The organism is Sphaerotilus uruguayifluvii, assembly GCF_013294065.1.
GTDB classification, from domain to species: Bacteria; Pseudomonadota; Gammaproteobacteria; order Burkholderiales; family Burkholderiaceae_C; genus Sphaerotilus; species Sphaerotilus uruguayifluvii.
The window spans coordinates 158,570-176,837 of record NZ_JABSNM010000009.1 but is presented as its reverse complement, the minus strand read 5'-3'; the positions used below and the strand labels follow the sequence as shown (position 1 = coordinate 176,837).

At 73.2% G+C, this 18,268-nt stretch carries 13 protein-coding genes; 8 read left to right on the top strand and 5 right to left on the bottom strand.

Going from position 1 to position 18,268, the window contains the following annotated elements; translation table 11 throughout:
* Window positions 1-96: 96 nt before the first annotated feature.
* Window positions 97-2,982 (top strand): isoleucine--tRNA ligase, encoded by a 2,886-nt coding sequence (gene ileS, locus HNQ01_RS12045; RefSeq protein WP_173805675.1) that lies wholly within the window; start codon window positions 97-99, stop codon window positions 2,980-2,982.
* Window positions 2,983-3,032: 50 nt separating this feature from the next.
* On the opposite strand, the gene HNQ01_RS12040 is transcribed toward ileS, so the two are convergent.
* Together HNQ01_RS12040 and HNQ01_RS12035 are read right to left on the bottom strand one after the other, a co-directional pair.
* On the bottom strand, window positions 3,033-3,716 hold the full coding sequence (locus HNQ01_RS12040) for a GNAT family N-acetyltransferase (protein ID WP_173805674.1): 684 nt from the start codon (window positions 3,714-3,716) through the stop codon (window positions 3,033-3,035).
* Window positions 3,716-5,047 carry a hypothetical protein gene (locus HNQ01_RS12035; protein WP_173805673.1) on the bottom strand — a complete coding sequence of 444 codons (1,332 nt, stop codon included), beginning with the start codon at window positions 5,045-5,047 and terminating at the stop codon, window positions 3,716-3,718. The genes HNQ01_RS12040 and HNQ01_RS12035 overlap by 1 nt, the downstream gene beginning before the upstream one ends.
* 458 nt (window positions 5,048-5,505) lie before the next feature.
* Between HNQ01_RS12035 and lspA the strand changes: the two genes are divergently transcribed.
* The gene (gene lspA, locus HNQ01_RS12030; protein ID WP_173805672.1) at window positions 5,506-6,030 is read left to right on the top strand and encodes a signal peptidase II; all 525 of its coding nucleotides are present in this window, start codon (window positions 5,506-5,508) and stop codon (window positions 6,028-6,030) included.
* A 95-nt stretch (window positions 6,031-6,125) separates the two neighbouring features.
* The gene (locus HNQ01_RS12025) at window positions 6,126-6,995 is read left to right on the top strand and encodes a DUF2189 domain-containing protein (protein ID WP_173805671.1); all 870 of its coding nucleotides are present in this window, start codon (window positions 6,126-6,128) and stop codon (window positions 6,993-6,995) included.
* A gap of 36 nt (window positions 6,996-7,031) precedes the next feature.
* Here the strand turns inward: HNQ01_RS12025 and HNQ01_RS12020 are convergent, their stop codons facing one another.
* Window positions 7,032-8,015: a quinone oxidoreductase family protein gene (locus HNQ01_RS12020; protein WP_173805715.1), complete on the bottom strand. Its 984-nt coding sequence runs from the start codon at window positions 8,013-8,015 to the stop codon at window positions 7,032-7,034.
* 129 nt (window positions 8,016-8,144) lie between these two features.
* Between HNQ01_RS12020 and tssJ the strand changes: the two genes are divergently transcribed.
* Genes tssJ through tagF form a run of 5 tightly spaced genes read left to right on the top strand, consistent with a single transcriptional unit; the run spans window position 8,145 to window position 15,694 of the window.
* Window positions 8,145-8,738, top strand: coding sequence for a type VI secretion system lipoprotein TssJ (gene tssJ, locus HNQ01_RS12015; RefSeq protein ID WP_173805670.1), 594 nt, complete (start codon window positions 8,145-8,147; stop codon window positions 8,736-8,738).
* Window positions 8,735-10,084 (top strand): type VI secretion system baseplate subunit TssK, encoded by a 1,350-nt coding sequence (gene tssK / locus HNQ01_RS12010; RefSeq protein ID WP_173805669.1) that lies wholly within the window; start codon window positions 8,735-8,737, stop codon window positions 10,082-10,084. Before tssJ ends, tssK begins: the two co-directional genes overlap by 4 nt.
* Window positions 10,085-10,104: 20 nt before the next feature.
* Window positions 10,105-11,433 carry a type VI secretion system protein TssL, long form gene (gene tssL, locus HNQ01_RS12005; protein WP_173805668.1) on the top strand — a complete coding sequence of 443 codons (1,329 nt, stop codon included), beginning with the start codon at window positions 10,105-10,107 and terminating at the stop codon, window positions 11,431-11,433.
* 10 nt (window positions 11,434-11,443) lie between these two features.
* Window positions 11,444-15,076: a type VI secretion system membrane subunit TssM gene (gene tssM, locus HNQ01_RS12000; protein ID WP_173805667.1), complete on the top strand. Its 3,633-nt coding sequence runs from the start codon at window positions 11,444-11,446 to the stop codon at window positions 15,074-15,076.
* 3 nt (window positions 15,077-15,079) lie between these two features.
* The gene (tagF, locus tag HNQ01_RS22195) at window positions 15,080-15,694 is read left to right on the top strand and encodes a type VI secretion system-associated protein TagF (protein WP_217427514.1); all 615 of its coding nucleotides are present in this window, start codon (window positions 15,080-15,082) and stop codon (window positions 15,692-15,694) included.
* Window positions 15,695-15,751: 57 nt separating this feature from the next.
* Here the strand turns inward: tagF and HNQ01_RS11990 are convergent, their stop codons facing one another.
* Window positions 15,752-16,507: a PP2C family protein-serine/threonine phosphatase gene (locus HNQ01_RS11990; RefSeq protein WP_173805666.1), complete on the bottom strand. Its 756-nt coding sequence runs from the start codon at window positions 16,505-16,507 to the stop codon at window positions 15,752-15,754.
* On the bottom strand, window positions 16,504-18,174 hold the full coding sequence (gene tagH / locus HNQ01_RS11985) for a type VI secretion system-associated FHA domain protein TagH (RefSeq protein WP_173805665.1): 1,671 nt from the start codon (window positions 18,172-18,174) through the stop codon (window positions 16,504-16,506). Before tagH ends, HNQ01_RS11990 begins: the two co-directional genes overlap by 4 nt.
* Between the last annotated feature and the right edge of the window lie 94 nt (window positions 18,175-18,268).

The following is an 18,268-nucleotide window of genomic DNA, read 5'->3' as shown; positions in this document are numbered from 1 at the left end:
CCCGCCTCCTTCGTGGATTCCCGCCTTCGCGGGAACGACGGCACGACCGGGCCGAGGCCATGACGGGCGCGTGAAGAACAACGATCGAACCGCACCATGACCGAGACCACCGACTACCGCGCCACCCTCAACCTGGCCGACACGCCCTTCCCGATGCGCGGCGACCTGCCCAAGCGCGAGCCCGCCTGGGTCAAGGCCTGGAACGACGAGGGCCTGTACCTGCGCCTGCGCGAGGCGCGCCGGGGCGCGCCGCTGTTCGTGCTGCACGACGGCCCGCCCTACGCCAACGGCAAGCTGCACATCGGCCACGCGCTGAACAAGGTCCTGAAGGACATGATCGTCAAGTCGCGCCAGCTTCAGGGCATGGACGCGCAGTACATCCCCGGCTGGGACTGCCACGGCCTGCCGATCGAGAACGCGATCGAGAAGCTGCACGGACGCAAGCTCTCGCGCGACGACATGCAGGCCAGGAGCCGCGCCTACGCCACCGAGCAGATCGGGCAGCAGCGCGAGGACTTCAAGCGCCTGGGCGTGCTCGGCGACTGGGAGCGCCCGTACCGCACGATGGACTTCGCCAACGAGGCCGGCGAGATCCGCGCCTTCAAGCGCGTGATCGAGCGCGGCTTCGTCTACCGCGGCCTCAAGCCCGTCTACTGGTGCTTCGACTGCGGCAGCTCGCTGGCCGAGTTCGAGATCGAGTACGCCGACAAGAAGAGCGACACGCTGGACGTGGCCTTCGAGGCCGATGACGCCGGCGCGCTGGCCGCGGCCTTCGGCCTGAGCGGCCTGCCGGGCGACGGGGCCAAGAAGGCCTTCGCGGTCATCTGGACCACCACCGCCTGGACCATCCCCGCCAACCAGGCGCTCAATGCGCATCCGGAGCTGAGCTACGCGCTGGTCGACACGCCGCGCGGCATCCTGCTGCTGGCCGAGGAGCTGGTGGCCAAGTGTCTGGAGCGCTACAAGCTCGACGGCACCGTCATCGCCACGACCAAGGGTGAGGCGCTCAAGGGCCTGGTCTTCCGCCATCCGCTGTTCGACACCGTCAGCGCCGAAGAAGGCGGCAAGTACAGCTACAAGCGCAAGTCGCCGCTGTACCTGGCCGACTACGTCACCGCCGGCGACGGCACCGGCATCGTGCACTCGGCGCCGGCCTACGGCGTGGACGACTTCAACTCCTGCGTCGCGCATGGCCTGAAGTACGACGACATCCTCAACCCGGTGCAGGGCAACGGCGTCTATGCCGACGAGCTGCCCTTCTTCGGCGGCCAGCACATCTGGAAGGCCTGCGAGCGCGTCATCGAGGTGCTCGGCCAGAGCGACCGCCTGATGGCCACGCAGGCCATCACGCACAGCTATCCGCACTGCTGGCGCCACAAGACGCCGGTGATCTACCGCGCCGCCGCCCAGTGGTTCGTGCGCATGGACGAGGGCGAGGGCGTGTTCACGAAGGACAAGGCTCCGAAGACGCTGCGCCAGCTCGCGCTCGACGCGATCGACCAGACGCAGTTCTATCCCGAGAACGGCCGCGCCCGCCTGCGCGACATGATCGCCAACCGCCCGGACTGGTGCATCTCGCGCCAGCGCTCCTGGGGCGTGCCGGTGCCCTTCTTCCTGAACGTCAACACCGGCGAGCTGCATCCGCGCACGATGGAGATCCTCGACCAGGCCGCCGAGATCGTCGAGAAGGGCGGCATCGAGGCCTGGAGCCGCGTCACGACCGAGGAGATCCTCGGCGCCGAGGACGCGCCGCACTACACCAAGAGCACCGACATCCTGGAGGTGTGGTTCGACTCCGGCTCGACCTTCCAGCATGTGCTGCGCGGCAGCCACGCCAAGAACTACAGCCGCGCGCCCTTCCACGACCAGGGCCCCGAGGCCGACCTCTACCTGGAAGGCCACGACCAGCACCGCGGCTGGTTCCACTCGTCGCTGCTGCTGGGCTGCGCGCTCTATGACCGTGCGCCCTACCGCGGCCTGCTGACCCACGGCTTCGCCACCGACGGCCAGGGCCGCAAGATGAGCAAGTCGCTCGGCAACACCGTCGAGCCGCAGACCATCACCACCAAGCTCGGCGCCGAGATCGTGCGGCTGTGGGTGGCCTCGACCGACTACTCGGGCGACCTGAACATCGACGACAAGATCCTGGCCCGCGTGGTCGATGCCTACCGCCGCATCCGCAACACGGTGCGTTTCCTGCTGGCCAACACCAGCGACTTCGACCCCGCGACCGATCTGGTGGCGGACGCCGAGCTGCTGGAGATCGACCGCTACGCGCTGGCGCGCGCCGCCGAGCTGCAGGCCGAGATCCTGAAGCACTACGCGGTCTACGAGTTCCACCCGGTGGTCTCGAAGCTGCAGGTCTACTGCTCGGAGGACCTCGGCGCCTTCTATCTGGACGTGCTGAAGGACCGCCTGTACACGACGGCGCCGAAGTCGCTGGCGCGCCGCTCGGCGCAGACCGCGCTGTGGAAGATCACGAACGCGATGCTGCGCTGGATGGCGCCGTTCCTGAGCTTCACCGCCGAGGAGGCGTGGGCGCAGTTCGCCGGCGCCGCCTCGCAGGGCTCGATCTTCTTCGAGACCTATGCCGATCTGGGCACGCCGGACGCGGAGCTGCTGGCGAAGTGGGCGGCCGTGCGCGCGGTGCGCGAGACGGTCAACAAGGAGATCGAGGCGGTGCGCACGGCCGGCGCGGTCGGCGCCTCGCTGCAGGCGACCGTGGCGATCACTGCGCCGCAGGCCGACTTCGAGGTGCTGGCCTCGCTGGGCGAGGACCTGAAGTTCGTGCTGATCACCTCGGCGGTGACGCTGGCGGCCGGCGACGCGCTGACGGTCACCGTCACGCCGAGCACGGCACCCAAGTGCGAGCGCTGCTGGCACTACCGCGACGACGTCGGCGCCAACCCGGCGCATCCGACGATCTGCGGCCGCTGCGACAGCAACCTGCACGGCGAGGGCGAGACGCGCCACTGCGCCTGAGGCGGCGAGGCCCGGCACCCCGGGCCTCGGCGTCTCACGACCTCACGGCCTCACCAGTTGCGCTCGTAGATCCCGAGCTTGCGACCGATGCGGCCGGCCAGCATGTGCAGCTTCACCGCGCGGTCCGACAGGGGCACCGGGCCGTTGGGCGGCGGCATGCCGTCCTGCAGCGCCTGGTGGCGCTCGCGGCTCATGTAGATCATCAGCGCGGTCTTGTGCGGCAGGTGCACCACCGAGCCGAACTCGAAGCCGGTCTGCACCAGCCGCGCCAGCACCTTGCGGTTGCGGATGTCAGGCTCGCCGACCAGCCGGCTCACCGTCGGGTCGCGGAAGATCCAGCGGGCGATCGTGCGGAAGGCGTGAAAGGTCAGCGCCGGCACCGGATCCTGGCCCGGCGGCCCCATCAGCACATGGAAGCCGCGATCGCCGGGCTTCACCGCGTAGAAGCGCTGCAGCAGGTCATGCCGCGGGTCGTAGGCCATGAAGACGAACAGCGGGCGGCCGCTGCGCTCGTCGAGCGCGATCGCCATCTCCTCGCGGCCCTCGGCCAGCAGGCCGCGGTACTTGTCGCGCACCTCCTCCAGCGTCTTGCCCTGCATGCCCCAGAAGCGCGCGTAGTCGCGGCTGAGCCAGTCATGCAGCGTGACCGCGTCGACCTCCGGATCGAGCGCGCGCACCTGCACCGGGCCGACGCCCGGCAGCTCGATGCGCATCGGCTCCGGCCGGGCCGGCATCAGGCCGCCGCTCCGGCCGCGCGGCCGTCGAGGCCCTGCTCGGTCTCGAGCGACTGCAGCAGCGCCCGCACGGCCACGCCGCAGCTGCGCACCTGCAGGTCGTCCTCGCTGACCTTGGTGCCCTGGAAGCGGTCGATCGACTCGTTCGTCAGGTCGAGCTCCTGCTGGCAGCGCGGCTGCAGCACCGAGGTGATGCGGCGCAGCCGGCGCGCAGCCGCGGCGCGGCCCTCGGGGCCGGAGATCTCGCCCAGGCGCGCCTGGCCGTCGGGGCCGAGCAGGCCGGCCTTCGTCAGCACGGCCTGCGTCTCGTGGTCGTCGAACTCGGCCAGCAGCGCCAGCACCACCTTCAGCAGGTTCGCCAGCACGGTGCGGTCGTCGAGCTCGGTCCGGGCGCGGTGGTAGCAGCCGGCCAGCGTGCGCGCGAGCAGCTCGGCCTCGGCCGGCGCCATCGCGCCGGCCTGGTCGGCCTGCAGCGTCAGCAGCGTCTGCGCGCTCAGGCACTGCGCCAGCTTGACCAGCAGCTCCAGCTTCGAGGTCGCGTAGACATAGGCGTAGAAGCGGTCCCAGTCGTCGATCGCCGACAGCATGCGCGTCACCTCGGTCGAGTTCAGCTCCTTGGTGTAGGTGCCGTTCATCGTCGCGTCGAGGAACTGGGTGATCAGCTTCTTGCTGCCCGCGCAGCCGTGGCCGCTGATGCCCGACAGCAGCGAGCCGGAGGTGTCGGCCAGCTCGTACAGGCGCTCGCCGCTCATCGGTTCCGGATCGAGCGGCGTGAGGTCGCCCTTCTCCATCAGCGCGCGCACCACCATGAAGGGACCGACGCCCAGCGTGAAGAACACCGTCTCCAGCGGCGGCGTCGCGGCATAGGTGCTGCCGCGGCGACGCACCAGATAGGACACGTAGGCCGCGCCCATCTTGGACAGCACATAGCCTTCCATCAGGTTGAAGCGCGAGTGGTCGAGGCCGCGGCGCGCGATGTAGTTCGCGCGCACCGTGGTGACCAGCTGCAGCGCGTCGTCCCAGGACGCCATCACGTTGCGCAGCGCCGTCAGGTTGATCGGCAGACCGTAGCGCGAGCCCTCGAACTTGCAGGGCTTGCTCTCGGTCTCGACGATCTCGCGGTAGATCTCGGGATTGGTGTTGTTCTCGCCGATCTGGCGGCCGTCGTCGGAATGGAAGGCGCAGATGCCGTTCCAGACGTCGTAGTCGAACTCCATGCGCGGACGCATGTAGGGCGGCGGCCGCAGCCGCGAGTAGGTCTTCACCGCGATCGGATTGAATCGCTTCGAGAAGTACGCCTTCCTGAGGGCGGACTTGATCGGTTCGAGCATGGTGCCGGTCACTTCTGGTCTGTTGGTCTGCGAGTGCCGTGGCCGGAGGCGGCCCTGCATGGCGCGCCCCTGCCACCCCCTGAGGCCATCGGCCGCAGCGCGCTGCCCGAAAAAGAGAGGGACAGGCCACGCTGTTCAGCCGATGAGCCACCGATGTCGGCCCGCACTTGTCTCATCGCCATCTGGTACTGGCAAGATCGAGGGTCAAGCCCAGGCCGAAAAGCGGATTTCTCCGAGAACTGAGTCACGACATTCATCACCGGAATGCTCCGGCGGTTGACACCGCGGTACCACAGCCTGTTCGGCGGGCGGAATTATCACGTCCACGCCGTTCTGTTCAAGTGACAAGCCGCAGACAAGCCGCAAGTCGGCGCGCCGGCGTGCACGCACGCTAAAGTCGCGCGTTCCCGGAGCCCCGCCCCGGCCTGCCCTCCCCGTTGCCGATCCATCCTCTGCCGATGCCCTCGAAGAAACGTCCTTCCTCCGCCTCCTCGCCCCGTCTGCTGCCCTGGCTGGCGCTGGCGCTGCTGGTGATCGTGCTCGACCAGATCACCAAGCTGCTGATCGTGCAGCGCTTCCAGCTCGGCGACGGGCAGGTCGTCACCGGCTTCTTCAACCTGGTGCGGGTGCACAACACCGGCGCGGCCTTCAGCTTCCTGGCGCATGCCGCGGGCTGGCAGCGCTGGTTCTTCATCGGGCTGGGCTTCGCCGCCTCGGCGCTGTTCATCTGGATGCTCAGGAACCATGCCGGCCAGCGCCTGTTCGCGTTCAGCGTGGCGATGCTGCTCGGCGGCGCGATCGGCAATGTCGTCGACCGCGCCTGGCACGGCCATGTGATCGACTTCCTGCAGTTCCACTGGGCCGCCCTCGCGCCGCTGTTCCCGGGTGGCTATTTCCCGTCCTTCAACCTGGCCGACTGCGCGATCACGGCCGGCGCGGTCGGTCTGGTGCTCGACGAGCTGGTGAGGGTGCGCCGCAGCTGATGTGGCGCGCTGTGCCGGATCGGGATTCCCCGATCTGTCCAGGGTCGGGCGCGGCGGCTATCGTCGCCGCAGGACATCCTGGATGGAGATTCGCCATGATCCCGATCAACACGTCCGCCGACGCCGGCGCCGCGGATGCAGCCCGGGGCGCCAGCGCCCCCGCCACGGCCGCACCGCCGCTCGACACGACGGCCGAGGCGCCGATCCGGCTGCGCACGCTGGGCTTCGGCGCCCCGCTGCGCTGGCTCGCCCGCGGCGCGGCCGACTTCCGCCGCCATCCCTCGATCGGCCTGTTCTACGGCCTGTGCTTCGTCGCGATGGGCTGGGGCCTGCTGAAGGTCTACGAGAACGCGCCGGCCTACATGCTGGCGCTGTCGGCCGGCTTCCTGCTGATGGGGCCCTTCCTGTGCATGGGGCTGTACGACGTGTCGATGAAGCTCGAGCGCGGCGGGCGCCCCGACTTCGGCGACTCGCTGATCGCCTGGGAGAGCCACCTCGGCCAGATGGCCATCTTCGGCTTCGTGCTGCTGGTGCTGGAAATGCTCTGGGGACGCGCGGCGATGGTGGTCTTCGCGGTCAGCTTCGACGGCATGCCAGACCTGCGCGGCTCGCTGATGGCACTGCTCGACCCGGAGAACATCGGCTTCATCGTCACCTACCTCGGCGTCGGCGCGGTCTTCGCCGGACTGATCTTCGCGGTCAGCGTCATCAGCATCCCGATGATGCTCGACCGCCAGGTCGACGCGATCACCGCCGGCCTGACCAGCATGCGCCTGGTGCTGACCCAGCCCGGGGTGATGATCTTCTGGGGCGCGCTGCTCACCGCGCTGACGGTGCTGGCGATGCTGCCGGGCTTTCTCGGCCTGGTGCTGGTCGGCCCGGTGCTGGGCCATGCCAGCTGGCACGCCTACCGGGATGCGGTCATCGACGAGGAGCGCGACCCGGACGGCGAGACGCGCGACTGACGGCTCGGACCTCGGACGGCCCGCCGCCGTCCCGCCTCAAGGCAGCAGCACCAGGCAGCCGGTGGTGGTGCGCGAGGCCAGGTCGGCGTGCGCCCGGGCCGCGTCGGCCAGCGCGTAGCGCCGCGACACCGGAATGCTGATGTCACCGGCGCCGACGCGCTCGAACAGCTCGTCGGCCATCGCCTGCGTGTTCTCGCGGGTGGCCAGATGGGTGAACAGCGTCGGGCGCGTCAGGTGCAGCGAGCCCTTGGCCGCCAGCACGCCGAGGTTCACCGGCGGCACCGGCCCGGAGGCATTGCCGAAGCTGGCCATCAGGCCGAAGGGCTCCAGGCAGTCGAGCGAGCCCTCGAAGGTGTCCTGGCCGATCGAGTCGTAGACCGCACGCACGCCGCGCCCGCCGGTGATCTCGCGCACCCGGGCGACGAAGTCCTCGCTGCGGTAGTCGATGGCGAACTCGGCGCCATGCTCGAGCGCCAGGCGGCATTTCTCGGCGCCGCCGGCAGAGCCGATCAGCCTCAGGCCCAGCGCGCGCGCCCACTGGCAGGCGATCAGGCCGACGCCGCCGGCCGCCGCATGCCACAGCACGAAGTCGCCCGGCTGCAGTCCGCCCTGCGGCTGGGTGCGCCGCAGCAGGTACTGCACCGTCAGGCCCTTGAGCATCATCGCCGCGCCCGTCTCGAAGTCGATGCCGTCGGGCAGCACCACCACCGAGCGCGCCGGCATCACCCGCAGCTCGCAGTAGCTGCCCGGCGGCTGGCTGGCGTAGGCGACGCGGTCGCCGGGCTGCAGATGGGTCACGCCGGCGCCGACCGCCTCGACCACGCCGGCGCCTTCCATGCCCAGCGTCAGCGGCAGCGGGTTGGCATACAGGCCGGTGCGCTGGTAGATGTCGATGAAGTTCACGCCGACGGCATGGTGGCGGATGCGCACCTCGCCGGGGCCGGGCTCGCCGACCTCCAGCTCGACGAGCTGCATCGCTTCGGGGCCGCCGAACTGGCGGATCTGCAGGGCGCGGGTCATCGCGGGCATCGGGTTCTCCTGTCTCCTGGACCATGAAGGGCAATCGCGCGCGAGCCTACCGGAGTCGCGCGCTCGCGGGGTTACCTTAGTCATGGTGACCGCGACGGGTGCGCGGCTATCCTCGTCTGCATGTCGAATGCCTGCGCCGAGCGCGCCGGCGGCGCCGGCGAGCCGCGGCGCCGCACCGGCCTGATCATCCTGGGATCGCTGCTGCTCGGCCCGCTGGCCGGCTGCGCGGGCCGGCCTCCTGCGGCGGCGGCGCCGGCGACGGCCGAGCCGGCCCAGCCGCTGCTGGCCCGGCTGATGAGTCCGGACCCGACCCGGCTGGACCTGCAGGTCAGCACCGATGCCGAGCTCAATCCGGACGCGCGCGGCCGCAGCTCGCCGCTGCTGCTGCGCCTGTACGAGCTGGCCGGACCGGCTCAGTTCGAGGCCGCGGACTTCATGGCGCTGTTCGAGCGCGAGCGCGAGGTGCTCGGCGCCGACCTGCTCGGCCGCGAGGAGTGGATCCTGCCGCCGGCCAGCCTGCGCAGCCTGCAGCGCCAGGCCGCAGCCGGTGCGCGCCACCTGGGCGTGCTGGCCGCCTACCGCGATCTGGAGCACGCCCGCTGGCGCCTGCTGGTGCCGCTGCAGCCGAACCGGCCCAACCGCCTGCGACTGCGTGCCGGCGCCCGCTCGCTGGCGCTGGCCGATGCGGCCGCGGCCGACGGGGTGCCGCGATGAGCTGGCGCAGCAAGGTCGTCTGGTCGCAGGGCATGTTCCTGCTGCCGCACCACTTCCAGCAGGAATCGCGCTACCAGGAACGGCTGCTCGATGCGCGGGTGCGCGCCGCCGGCGAGCATGGCTGGGGCTTCGGCGAGCTGGTGATCGACGAGGGCCTGCTGGCCCAGGGGCGCGTCGGCATCGAGCGGGCGCACGGCGTGCTGCCCGACGGCACGCCCTTCGCGATCCCGCAGCACGACGCGCCGCCCGAGCCGCTCGAGATTCCCGCCGAGCTCAAGAGCGAGCGCATCCACCTGGCGCTGGCCCGCGCCAGCGCCGACGGGCCCGACGAGATCGACCTGGGCATCACGACCGGCTCGGCACGCGGCATGGCGCGCTACGAGGCGCGCACCGAGCGGCTGCGCGACAGCTGCGACGGCTCGGCCGATCCGGAGGAGATCCAGACCGGCCAGCTGCGCCTGCGGCTGCTGCGCGAGCGCGAGCTCGGCGGCGGCCTGGCCTCGATCGCGGCGGTGCGCGTGCTCGAGCGCGGCAGCGACGGCACGGTGCGGCTCGACCGCGACCACATTCCCGGCGCGTGGCGACTCGACGCCAGCGCGCCGCTGCCCGCCGACGTGCGCCGCGTTCACGCGCTGCTGCGCGAGCGTGCGCAGTCCCTGGCGCGCGACATGGGCCAGCTCGGCCACGGGGTCGCGGAGATCTCGGCCTTCCTGATGCTGCAGATGCTCAACCGCCACGAGCCGCGCTGGCACGAGCTGGCGCGCGCGCCCTCGGTACATCCACGCACGCTGTTCGATCTGGCGCTGGCGCTGGCCGGCGAGCTGGCGACCTTCGCCAGCGCGTCGCGCCGGCCGCCGGAATTCCCGGTCTACGACCACGAGAACCTGCAGGGCTGCTTCACGCCGGTGTGGGAGGCGCTGCACGCGATGCTGTCCTTCGAGCCCGAGCGCATGGCGGTGCAGATCGCGCTGACCGACCGCGGCAAGGGCTGGCACACCGCAGTGGTGCCGACCAGCGAGCTGGCGCGCCAGGCCGCGCTGGTGCTGGCGGTGCAGGCGCAGCTGCCGGCCGAGCAGCTGCGCCTGCGCGTGCCGGCGCAGCTCAAGGTCGGCCCGCCCGAGCGCATGCGCGAGGTGGTCAACGGCAACCTGACCGGCCTGCACCTGAGCAGCCTGCCGGTGGTGCCGCGCGAGCTGCCGCTGCACGCCGGCTTCCACTACTTCGAGCTCGAGCGCGGCGGCGAGCTCTGGCAGGCCTTCGGCCGCAGCGGCCACCTGGCCTTCTTCATCGGCGGCGAGTTTCCCGGCCTGGCGATGGAGCTGTGGGCCATCCGGGCGCCGCAGTGAACCGACCGTCTGGAGACCGCATGAGCATCCCGCCGCCGCCGCCCGACGATCCCTTCGGCTCGACCGGCGAGCGCACCTTCATGATGCCGACGCCGGGCCGGCGCGCCCGGGCCGACGGCAGCGCGGCCGCGGCGCCCGCCGGCGCCCGGCCCGAGGTCGCCGCCGACCTGCCGCTGCCGCAGACCGGCCTCAATCCGCTGGTCGCGCTGGCCAATCCGCTGCTGTGCCTGGCGCCGCAGCTGCGCGCGACCGTGCGCGTCGCCGATCCGCAGGCGCTGAAGGACCAGGTCGCGCAGTCGATCCGCGACTTCGAGCAGCGCGCCCGCGCCCAGGGCCTGCCGCAGGAGCGGGTGCTGGCCGCGCGCTACATCCTGTGCACCCTGCTCGACGAGGCCGCCGCCGGCACGCCCTGGGGCAGCGGCGGCACCTGGAGCCGCAGCAACCTGCTGGTGACCTTCCACAACGAGGGTTTCGGCGGCGACCGCGTCTTCCAGCTGATGGCCCGCCTGGCCGAGGATCCGGCGACCAACCGCGACCTGCTCGAGCTGATCCTGGCGGCGCTGACGCTGGGCTTCGAGGGCCGCTACCGGGCGGTCGAGGGCGGCGCGGCGCAGCTCGAGGCGGTGCGCGACCGGCTCGCGCAGATCCTGCGCGGCGTGCGCGGCGACCATGCGGCGGCGCTGGCCGAGCACTGGCAGGTCACGCCGCAGGCGCGCCGTCCGCTGCTGGGCTGGCTGCCGCTGTGGGTCACCGGCGCGCTGACCGCGCTGGGCCTGCTCGGCCTCTATCTCGGGCTGCTGCTGTCGCTGGGCAGCGCCTCCGATCCGGTCTTCGCCCGCATCGCCGCGCTGCGGGCGCCCCCGCTGCCGGGCGCGCCGGTGGCCGCACCCGCGGCCTCGCCGCCTGCGGCCGCGCCCCGGCTGGCACCGCTGCTGCAGGCCGAGGCCGCCTCCGGCCGGCTGACGGTGCGCGACGAGGCCGACCGCAGCGTGATCGTGCTGCATGGCGAGGGCCTGTTCGACAGCGGCAGCGCCCGGCTCGACGCCGACCGCGAGGCCATGGTGCGGCGCGTCGCCGAGGTGCTGCGCAGCCAGGCCGGTCGCATCACCGTGACCGGCCACACCGACAGCGTGCAGAGCCGCTCGCTGCAGTTCCCGTCGAACTGGCATCTGTCGGAGGCCCGGGCCGCGACGGTGCGCGAGCTGCTGGCGGCCGCCGGCGTGCCGGCCGCCCGGCTGCAGGCGCGCGGCGCCGGCGACAGCGCGCCGGTCGCGGCCAACGACAGCCCGGCGGGCCGGGCCCGCAACCGCCGCGTCGAGATCGAGCTGCGACCCGGCGCCGGAAGCTGAGAGCCTGATGATGAAGAAGCTGCTGTCCTGGATCCTGCACCCCTGGCTGCTGGCCGCGCTGGGCCTGCTGGCGCTGGCGCTGCTGATCTGGTGGGTCGGCCCGCTGGTGGCCGTGGCCGGCCGGGTGCCGCTGGCCGATGCGGGCGTGCGCATCGCGCTGATCGCGCTGCTGGCCGGCGGCTGGCTGGCGGTGCAGCTGGCGTCGCTCTGGCAGGCGCGCCGGGCCAACACCCGCATGATCGAGGGCCTGGCCGCCGCGCCCGGCGCCGGCACGGCCGCCGGCAGCGGCGAGAGCGCCGAGCTCGGGCTGCTGCGCGAGCGCTTCGAGCAGGCGCTGCAGACGCTGCGCGGCATGCGCTTCGACACCCGCGCGGACTCGCCCGGCCGTGCCCGCGGCGCGCTCGACGCGCTCTCGGACCGGCTGTCGCAGCGCCATCTCTACCAGCTGCCCTGGTATGTGTTCATCGGTGCGCCCGGCTCGGGCAAGACCACCGCGCTGCTCAATGCCGGCCTGCGCTTCCCGCTGGCCGGCCGCTTCGGCCAGGAAGGCCAGCGCGGCATCGCCGGCATCGGCGGCACCCGACACTGCGACTGGTGGTTCACCGACGAGGCGGTGCTGATCGACACCGCGGGCCGCTACACCACCCAGGACAGCGACCGCGAGACCGACCGCAGCGCCTGGAACGGCTTCCTGGCGCTGCTGCGCGACGGCCGGCCGCGCCAGCCGCTCAACGGCGTGCTGGTGACCGTCTCGGTCGCCGACCTGCTCACCCGCGGCGCGGCCGAGCGGGCCCGCGAGGCCGCCGCGGTGCGCGCGCGCATCCAGGAGCTGCACGAGCAGCTCGGCGTGCGCATGCCGCTGTACCTGCTGGTGACCAAGTGCGACCTGCTCGCCGGCTTCACCGACTATTTCGCGACGCTCGACCGCGAGCAGCGCGCCGCGCCCTGGGGCTTCACCTTCCCGCTCGATGCCCGGCTGCACAGCGACGCCTCCGGCCTGACGACGGAGTTCGACCGGCTCGGGCAGCGCCTCACCGACGGCCTGATCGAGCGGCTGCAGGCCGAGCGCGATCCGGCGCTGCGCGCGCGCATCTACGCCTTCCCGCAGCAGTTCGACGCGCTGCGCGAGGTGCTGCGCGAGTTCGTCGAGGAGGTGTTCGCGCCCTCGCCCTTCGAGGCCGACCCGATGCTGCGCGGCGTCTACTTCATCAGCGGCACGCAGGAAGGCACGCCGCTGGACCGCATGCTCGGCGGCATGGCGCGGCAGCTCGGCCTCGAGCGCGCGGCGCTGCCGCCGCTGGCCGCCAGCGGCCGCAGCTTCTTTCTCGAGCGGCTGCTGCGCGAGGTGGTCTTCGCCGAGAGCGCGCTGGGCGGCACCCGGCTGAAATGGGAGAAGCGCCGTCATCTGATGGCGACGGGCGCCTATGCGGCGCTGGCGCTGGTGGCGCTGCTGGCCGCCGGCCTGTGGCTGCGCAGCCATGCGCTCAACCGCGACGACCTCGCCGCGGTCGACGCCCGCGCCGCCGCGCTCGAGGCCGAGCTGCGCACCACGCCGGCGCGCCAGCAGCCCGATGCCGCCGCGCTGCTGCCGCTGCTGGAGGCCACGCGCCGCATCGCCGAGGTCGACGACAGCCCCGGGCGCCACTTCGGCCTGTACCAGGGCGACAAGCTGCAGGACGCCTCCGCGCAGGCGCTCGAGCGCATGCAGACCGAGGGCCTGCTGCCGCGGCTGGCGCTCGGCCTGGAGCAGCGCCTGGCCGCCGGAGCCGGCGCGGCCCGGCCGGAGGCGCAGTACGACGTGCTCAAGACCTACCTGATGCTGCACGACCCGAAGCACTTCGACGCGAAGTGGCTGGCCGTCTACCTGCGCGCCGACTGGGACGAGAGCCTGGCCGGCCGGCTGGACGCGACGCAGCGCGCCGCGCTCGAGCATCACCTCGACGCGCTGCTGGCGCGCGGCGCCAGCACGCCGTCGCGGCCGCTCGACCGCGCCCTGGTCGAGGCGGCGCGCGAGCGGCTGCGCCAGATCCCGCTGGCGCAGCGCGTCTACAGCCGGCTGCGCCTGCCGGGGCTGCTGCCGGCCGAGCTCGGCGCCTTCACCGCGACCGCCGCCGGCGGCCCCGAGGTCACCCGCATCCTGGTGCGCGGCAGCGGCCGGCCGCTCAACGAGGGCCTGCCGGCGCTCTACACCCGCGCCGGCCACCAGGCCTTCGACCGGCTGGTGCCGCTGCTGGCCACCGAGCTGGCGGCCGAGGAGTCCTGGGTGCTGGGCCTGGCCGCCGAGTCGCGCAGCGTCGCCGCGGCCGATCCGCAGGGCCAGGCCCGGCTCGCCGACGAGGTGCGCCGCCTCTACCTGAACGACTACGCCCGGCTGTGGAGCGACTACCTCGCCGACCTGAGGCTGCGCCCGACCGAGACGCTGGCGCAGGCCATCGAGGTCGCGCAGACGCTGGCGCTGCCGGGACCGAGCGCGCCGCTGCGCCGGCTGCTGCGCGCGGCCGCCGACGAGACCACGCTGGCACGCCCGGCAGCCCCCGGCGCCGAGAGCGCGGTGCGCGAGGCCGCGCGCGGGCTCAAGGACCGGGTGCTGGCACCCATCCTCGGCGACGGCGCCGCCGGCCGGGCGGTCGAGGCGCTGCAGCCCGGCCGCGAGCCGCTCGAGAAAAGCCTGGTCGACGACCGCTTCGTGCGCCTGCACGAGCTGGTCGGCACCGCCGACGCCAAGGGACCGGTGCCGCTGGACGACGCGGTGCGGCTGCTCGACGAGATCGCGGTCTTCCTGCAGGCCACCCAGGCGGCGACGCAGTCGCGCACGCCGCCGCCGCCCTCGCCGACGCCGGCGCGCGCACGCGCCAGCGCCGGCCAGCTGCCGCCGCCGCTGGGCGCGATGGTCGAGCGCCTGGTCGCCAGCGGCACCAGCGCCGCGCTCGGCGCGACCCGCGAGGGCCTGGGCAGCGCGATCCGCGCCGAGATCGGCGACTTCTGCCGCCAGGCCATCGGCGGCCGCTATCCCTTCGACCGCGCCAGCAGCCGCGACGTCACGCTCGACGACTTCAGCCGGCTGTTCGCGCCGGGCGGGCAGATGGACCAGTTCGTGCAGAAGAACCTCGCGCCCTATGTCGACACCACCACCCGGCCCTGGTCCTTCCGCGCGGTCGAGGGCGCGCGCATGGGCCTGAACTCGGCGGCGCTGCTGTCCTTCCAGCATGCGGCCGAGATCCGCGACGCCTTCTTCCGCGGCGGCGCCACGCCGGTCGTCAGCGTCGACTTCCGGCCGGTGTCGATGGATCCGGCCATCCTGCAGTTCCAGATCGACGCCGGCGGACAGACGCTGAGCTACGCCCACGGCCCGGCGACGCTGACGCGGCTGCAGTGGCCGAGCCCGCGCGGCGGCGCGCAGATCCGGCTGAGCATCAGCCCGGCACCGGCCGGCGGCAGCGCGGGCCTGAGCACCGAAGGCCCGTGGGCGCTGCTGCGGCTGATGGACCGGGCGCAGATCACGCCCGGCAGCGGCCCGGAGCGCATGACCGCCACCTTCGACATCGAGGGCCGCAAGGCGGTGTTCGAGCTCATCTCCAGCAGCGTGCAGAACCCGCTGCGGCTGCCGGCGCTGCGCGCCTTCAGCTGTCCGACCGAACTCTGAGCGATGCCCGGCGCACCGGACTGCGGCTGGTTCGGCAAGCTGCCGGCGCTGGGCGACTTCGGCTCGCGCCGGCTGCCGCCGCCGATGCTGGCGCGCTGCGACGCCTGGCTCAGCGCCGGCCTGGCCTCGAGCCGCGCGCGGCTGGGCGAGCGCTGGCTCGAGCTCTACCTAGGCGCGCCGCTGTGGCATTTCCTCTGGTCGCCCGGCGTGGTCGATCCGCAATGGTGGAGCGGCGTGCTGATGCCCAGCGTCGACCGGGTCGGACGCTATTTCCCGCTGCTGCTGGCCGCGGGCTGGAGCGCCGGCCCGCCGGACGATCCGGCCGGGCTGCAGCGCTGGCTGGACGCGCTGGCCGAGGCGGGCCGCGACTGCCTGCGCCCCGGTGCCAGCGTCGAGCGGCTCGAGGCGGCGCTGCAGGCGCTGCCGCCACGTCCGGCTGCCGCGACGGCCGCCGCCCTGCCGCGACGGCTGGTCGAGCGCGCCGTGCCCGCCGGCCACGGCCTGTGGTGGAGCCCGGACGAGGCCCTGCGGCCAGACGCGCAGGCGCCGCTGGCCGCACCGGTCGCCGGCCTGCCGCAGGACGCGGACTTCGACGCGCTGCTGGACGGCCGCGACTGAGCCACGGGACGGCCGAGCGGCCGAAGCCCCGGCCGCCCTCCAGCACCTGCTCCCGCCTCAGCGGCGCCGGTGCAGCCGCAGCGCCACCGCCGAGAAGTTGTCCTGCGTCGCCAGGGCCTGCGCGGCGATGTCGTCGCGCATCGCGGCGAGCCAGCGCGCGGCGTCGGCGCTGGCCTGGCAGGAGCGCGCGATCGCCTCGGCCTCGAGCGTGTCCCACCAGCCGTCGCTGCACAGCAGGAAGGCATCGCCGTCGTGCAGCGGCTGCGCCTGCGCGGTGACATGGACCTCGACCGGCTCGGCGCCGCCGAGCGCGCTCAGCAGCTGGTTCTTGCGCGGATGGTGGCGCGCGGCCTGCGGCGTCAGGAAACCGGCATCGACCATCTGCTGCACCACGCTGTCGTCGCGGGTCAGCGCCTCGGCGCGGCCGTCGCGCACCCGGTAGAGGCGGCTGTCGCCGACATGCGCCCACAGCGCCTCGCCGCGCCCGCGGTCGATCCACAGCGCCACGACGGTCGCATGCATGCGCTGGCGCCCGGCGCTGCCGGCCTGCGCGTCGGACAGGCGGCCGTGCGCGCACTCCACCGCCTCGGCCAGCGCCGCCGCCTGCAGATGCCCGCCCTGGCTGGCCTGCGCGAGCCGCTCGTCGATCGTGGCGACCACCTCGCGCGAGGCCTCGTCGCCGCGGCGGTGGCCGCCGGCGCCGTCGGACAGCACCGCCCAGCTCAGCAGACCCGCATGGCCGCTGCGCAGATCGTCCTCGTTGTGGTCGCGGCGGCCGGCCTCCAGGCAGGTCGCCAGGTCGATGTCGATCATCGTGCGCTCCCCGGGTCGGCCGCGGTCTCGCCGCCGCCACCCCGCCGTTCGGCGTCGAGCCGGTCGAGCTGTTCCTCGTAGGCCTGCAGGAAGGCCTTGCCGAACAGCGCCTGGACATCCTCGCGCGACTCCTCGCGCACCGCCTGGAAATGCTGCAGGTAGAGCTCCCACAGCCGTGCGCGCCGGTGCATCGGCAGCAGGCTGTCGATCACCGAGCGGCCGCTGAGCCGCGCCTCCAGCGGCTCGGGCGCAAAGCGGTCGAGCACGCCGTCGAGCGCCGCGCGCATGCCCGCCATCGTGCCCACCGCATGGCCGACCAGATCGTCCATCGCCTGCTCGACCGCCGGCGGTCCGGCCAGGAAGCCGCGAAGCGGCGGCTGCAGCAGCTGCTCGAGCGCGACACGCGCGTCGGGCGAGAACTTCAGCGGGTTGTTGTGCCGCGGCTGGATCATCGTCACCTGCGCATGCAGCTCCGTCTTGGTCGCGGCCCGCGCGGCGATCAGCTGCAGCGTGCCGGCGATCGCGTGGTGCAGCATCTGGCCGATGTCGTGCATCAGCGCCGGCGTCAGCCCGCCCGGCGGCGCCCGCTCGGCCGCGATGCCCGCGCCCTCGCAGAAGGCCGCCCACAGCGCCTCGGAGCCCGTGGCCGCGGCAGGCACCGCCCGCGCCGGCGGCGGGGTGACCAGCGGGGTGACCGGCGGGGCGACGGGCGCCGGCGGCACCGGCAGCACCATCGGCGCATGGATCTCGGGCGTGCGGTCGGCAAGCGGCGGGCGCGACGCCGGCGCCGGAGCGGCCGGGGGATTCAGGAAGTCCTGCAGCGCCTGGTCGCCGGCCGGCGGACGCGAGCGCGGCGCCTTGGCGCCGAAAAAGTCCGACAGCACGTCGTCGCTGCCGCTGGCGCCGCCGTCCGGGCCGAACAGGTCGCCGAAGGCCGAGGGCAGCGCACCGTCCGGCACCGACGCCGGCACCGGCATCGACGGGGGCAGCGGCGCATGCGCCGACGGCGCCCCCCACAGATCGCCGAAGGGATCGCCCCCCCCCGTGCCCAGCCTGGCGGGGCCGGGAACAGGATCCGGCGAGGGTGCCCGCATGCGGGCCGGCGTGGAGGCCGGCCCGCCGCCGAAGAACGCGAACGGATCCGTCAGGTCACTCCCGGACGGTGCCGGCGGAAACGCCGCAGGCGAGGGCACCGGCGATGGCGCGGGGGCGGCCACGGGGGCGGACGCCCCGGACGCGACCGGCACGGACGCCGGTGCGGCGCCGATCACCGAGATCATCCGGGTGAACTCGCCCGGCTCGGGCGCAGCGGGCATCGCGGCCGGGGCGGCGCCAGGCGCCGGCGCCGGCTCCGGCAGGCTGACGGCCAGCAGATAGCTGCCGACCTGCAGCTCGTCGCCGTCGGCCAGCGCGGCGCTGCGGCCCGAGGGCACCGGCCGGCCGTTGTGCATGATCGGATTGGCATGGCTGACGTTGCGGATGCTGAAGCCCCGCTCGCCGCAGCTGACCTCGGCCTGCAGGCGCGAGATGTGCCGCTCCGGGTCCGGCAGCATCAGCGTGCAGGTCTCGGCACGGCCGAGCGTGCCGCCCTGCGTGTCGAACAGGCCGGTGACCGCCTGCGTCAGGGGCTGGCCGGCCAGGCTCACGGCACGGATCAGCAGCTGCATCGAAACCTCCTCGGGATCCTCGGTGACCGGACCGGGCCAGTGTCGGCTCGGCACGGCGCACCGGGCAAGCAACGAAAGTCATGCGCCCGGACAC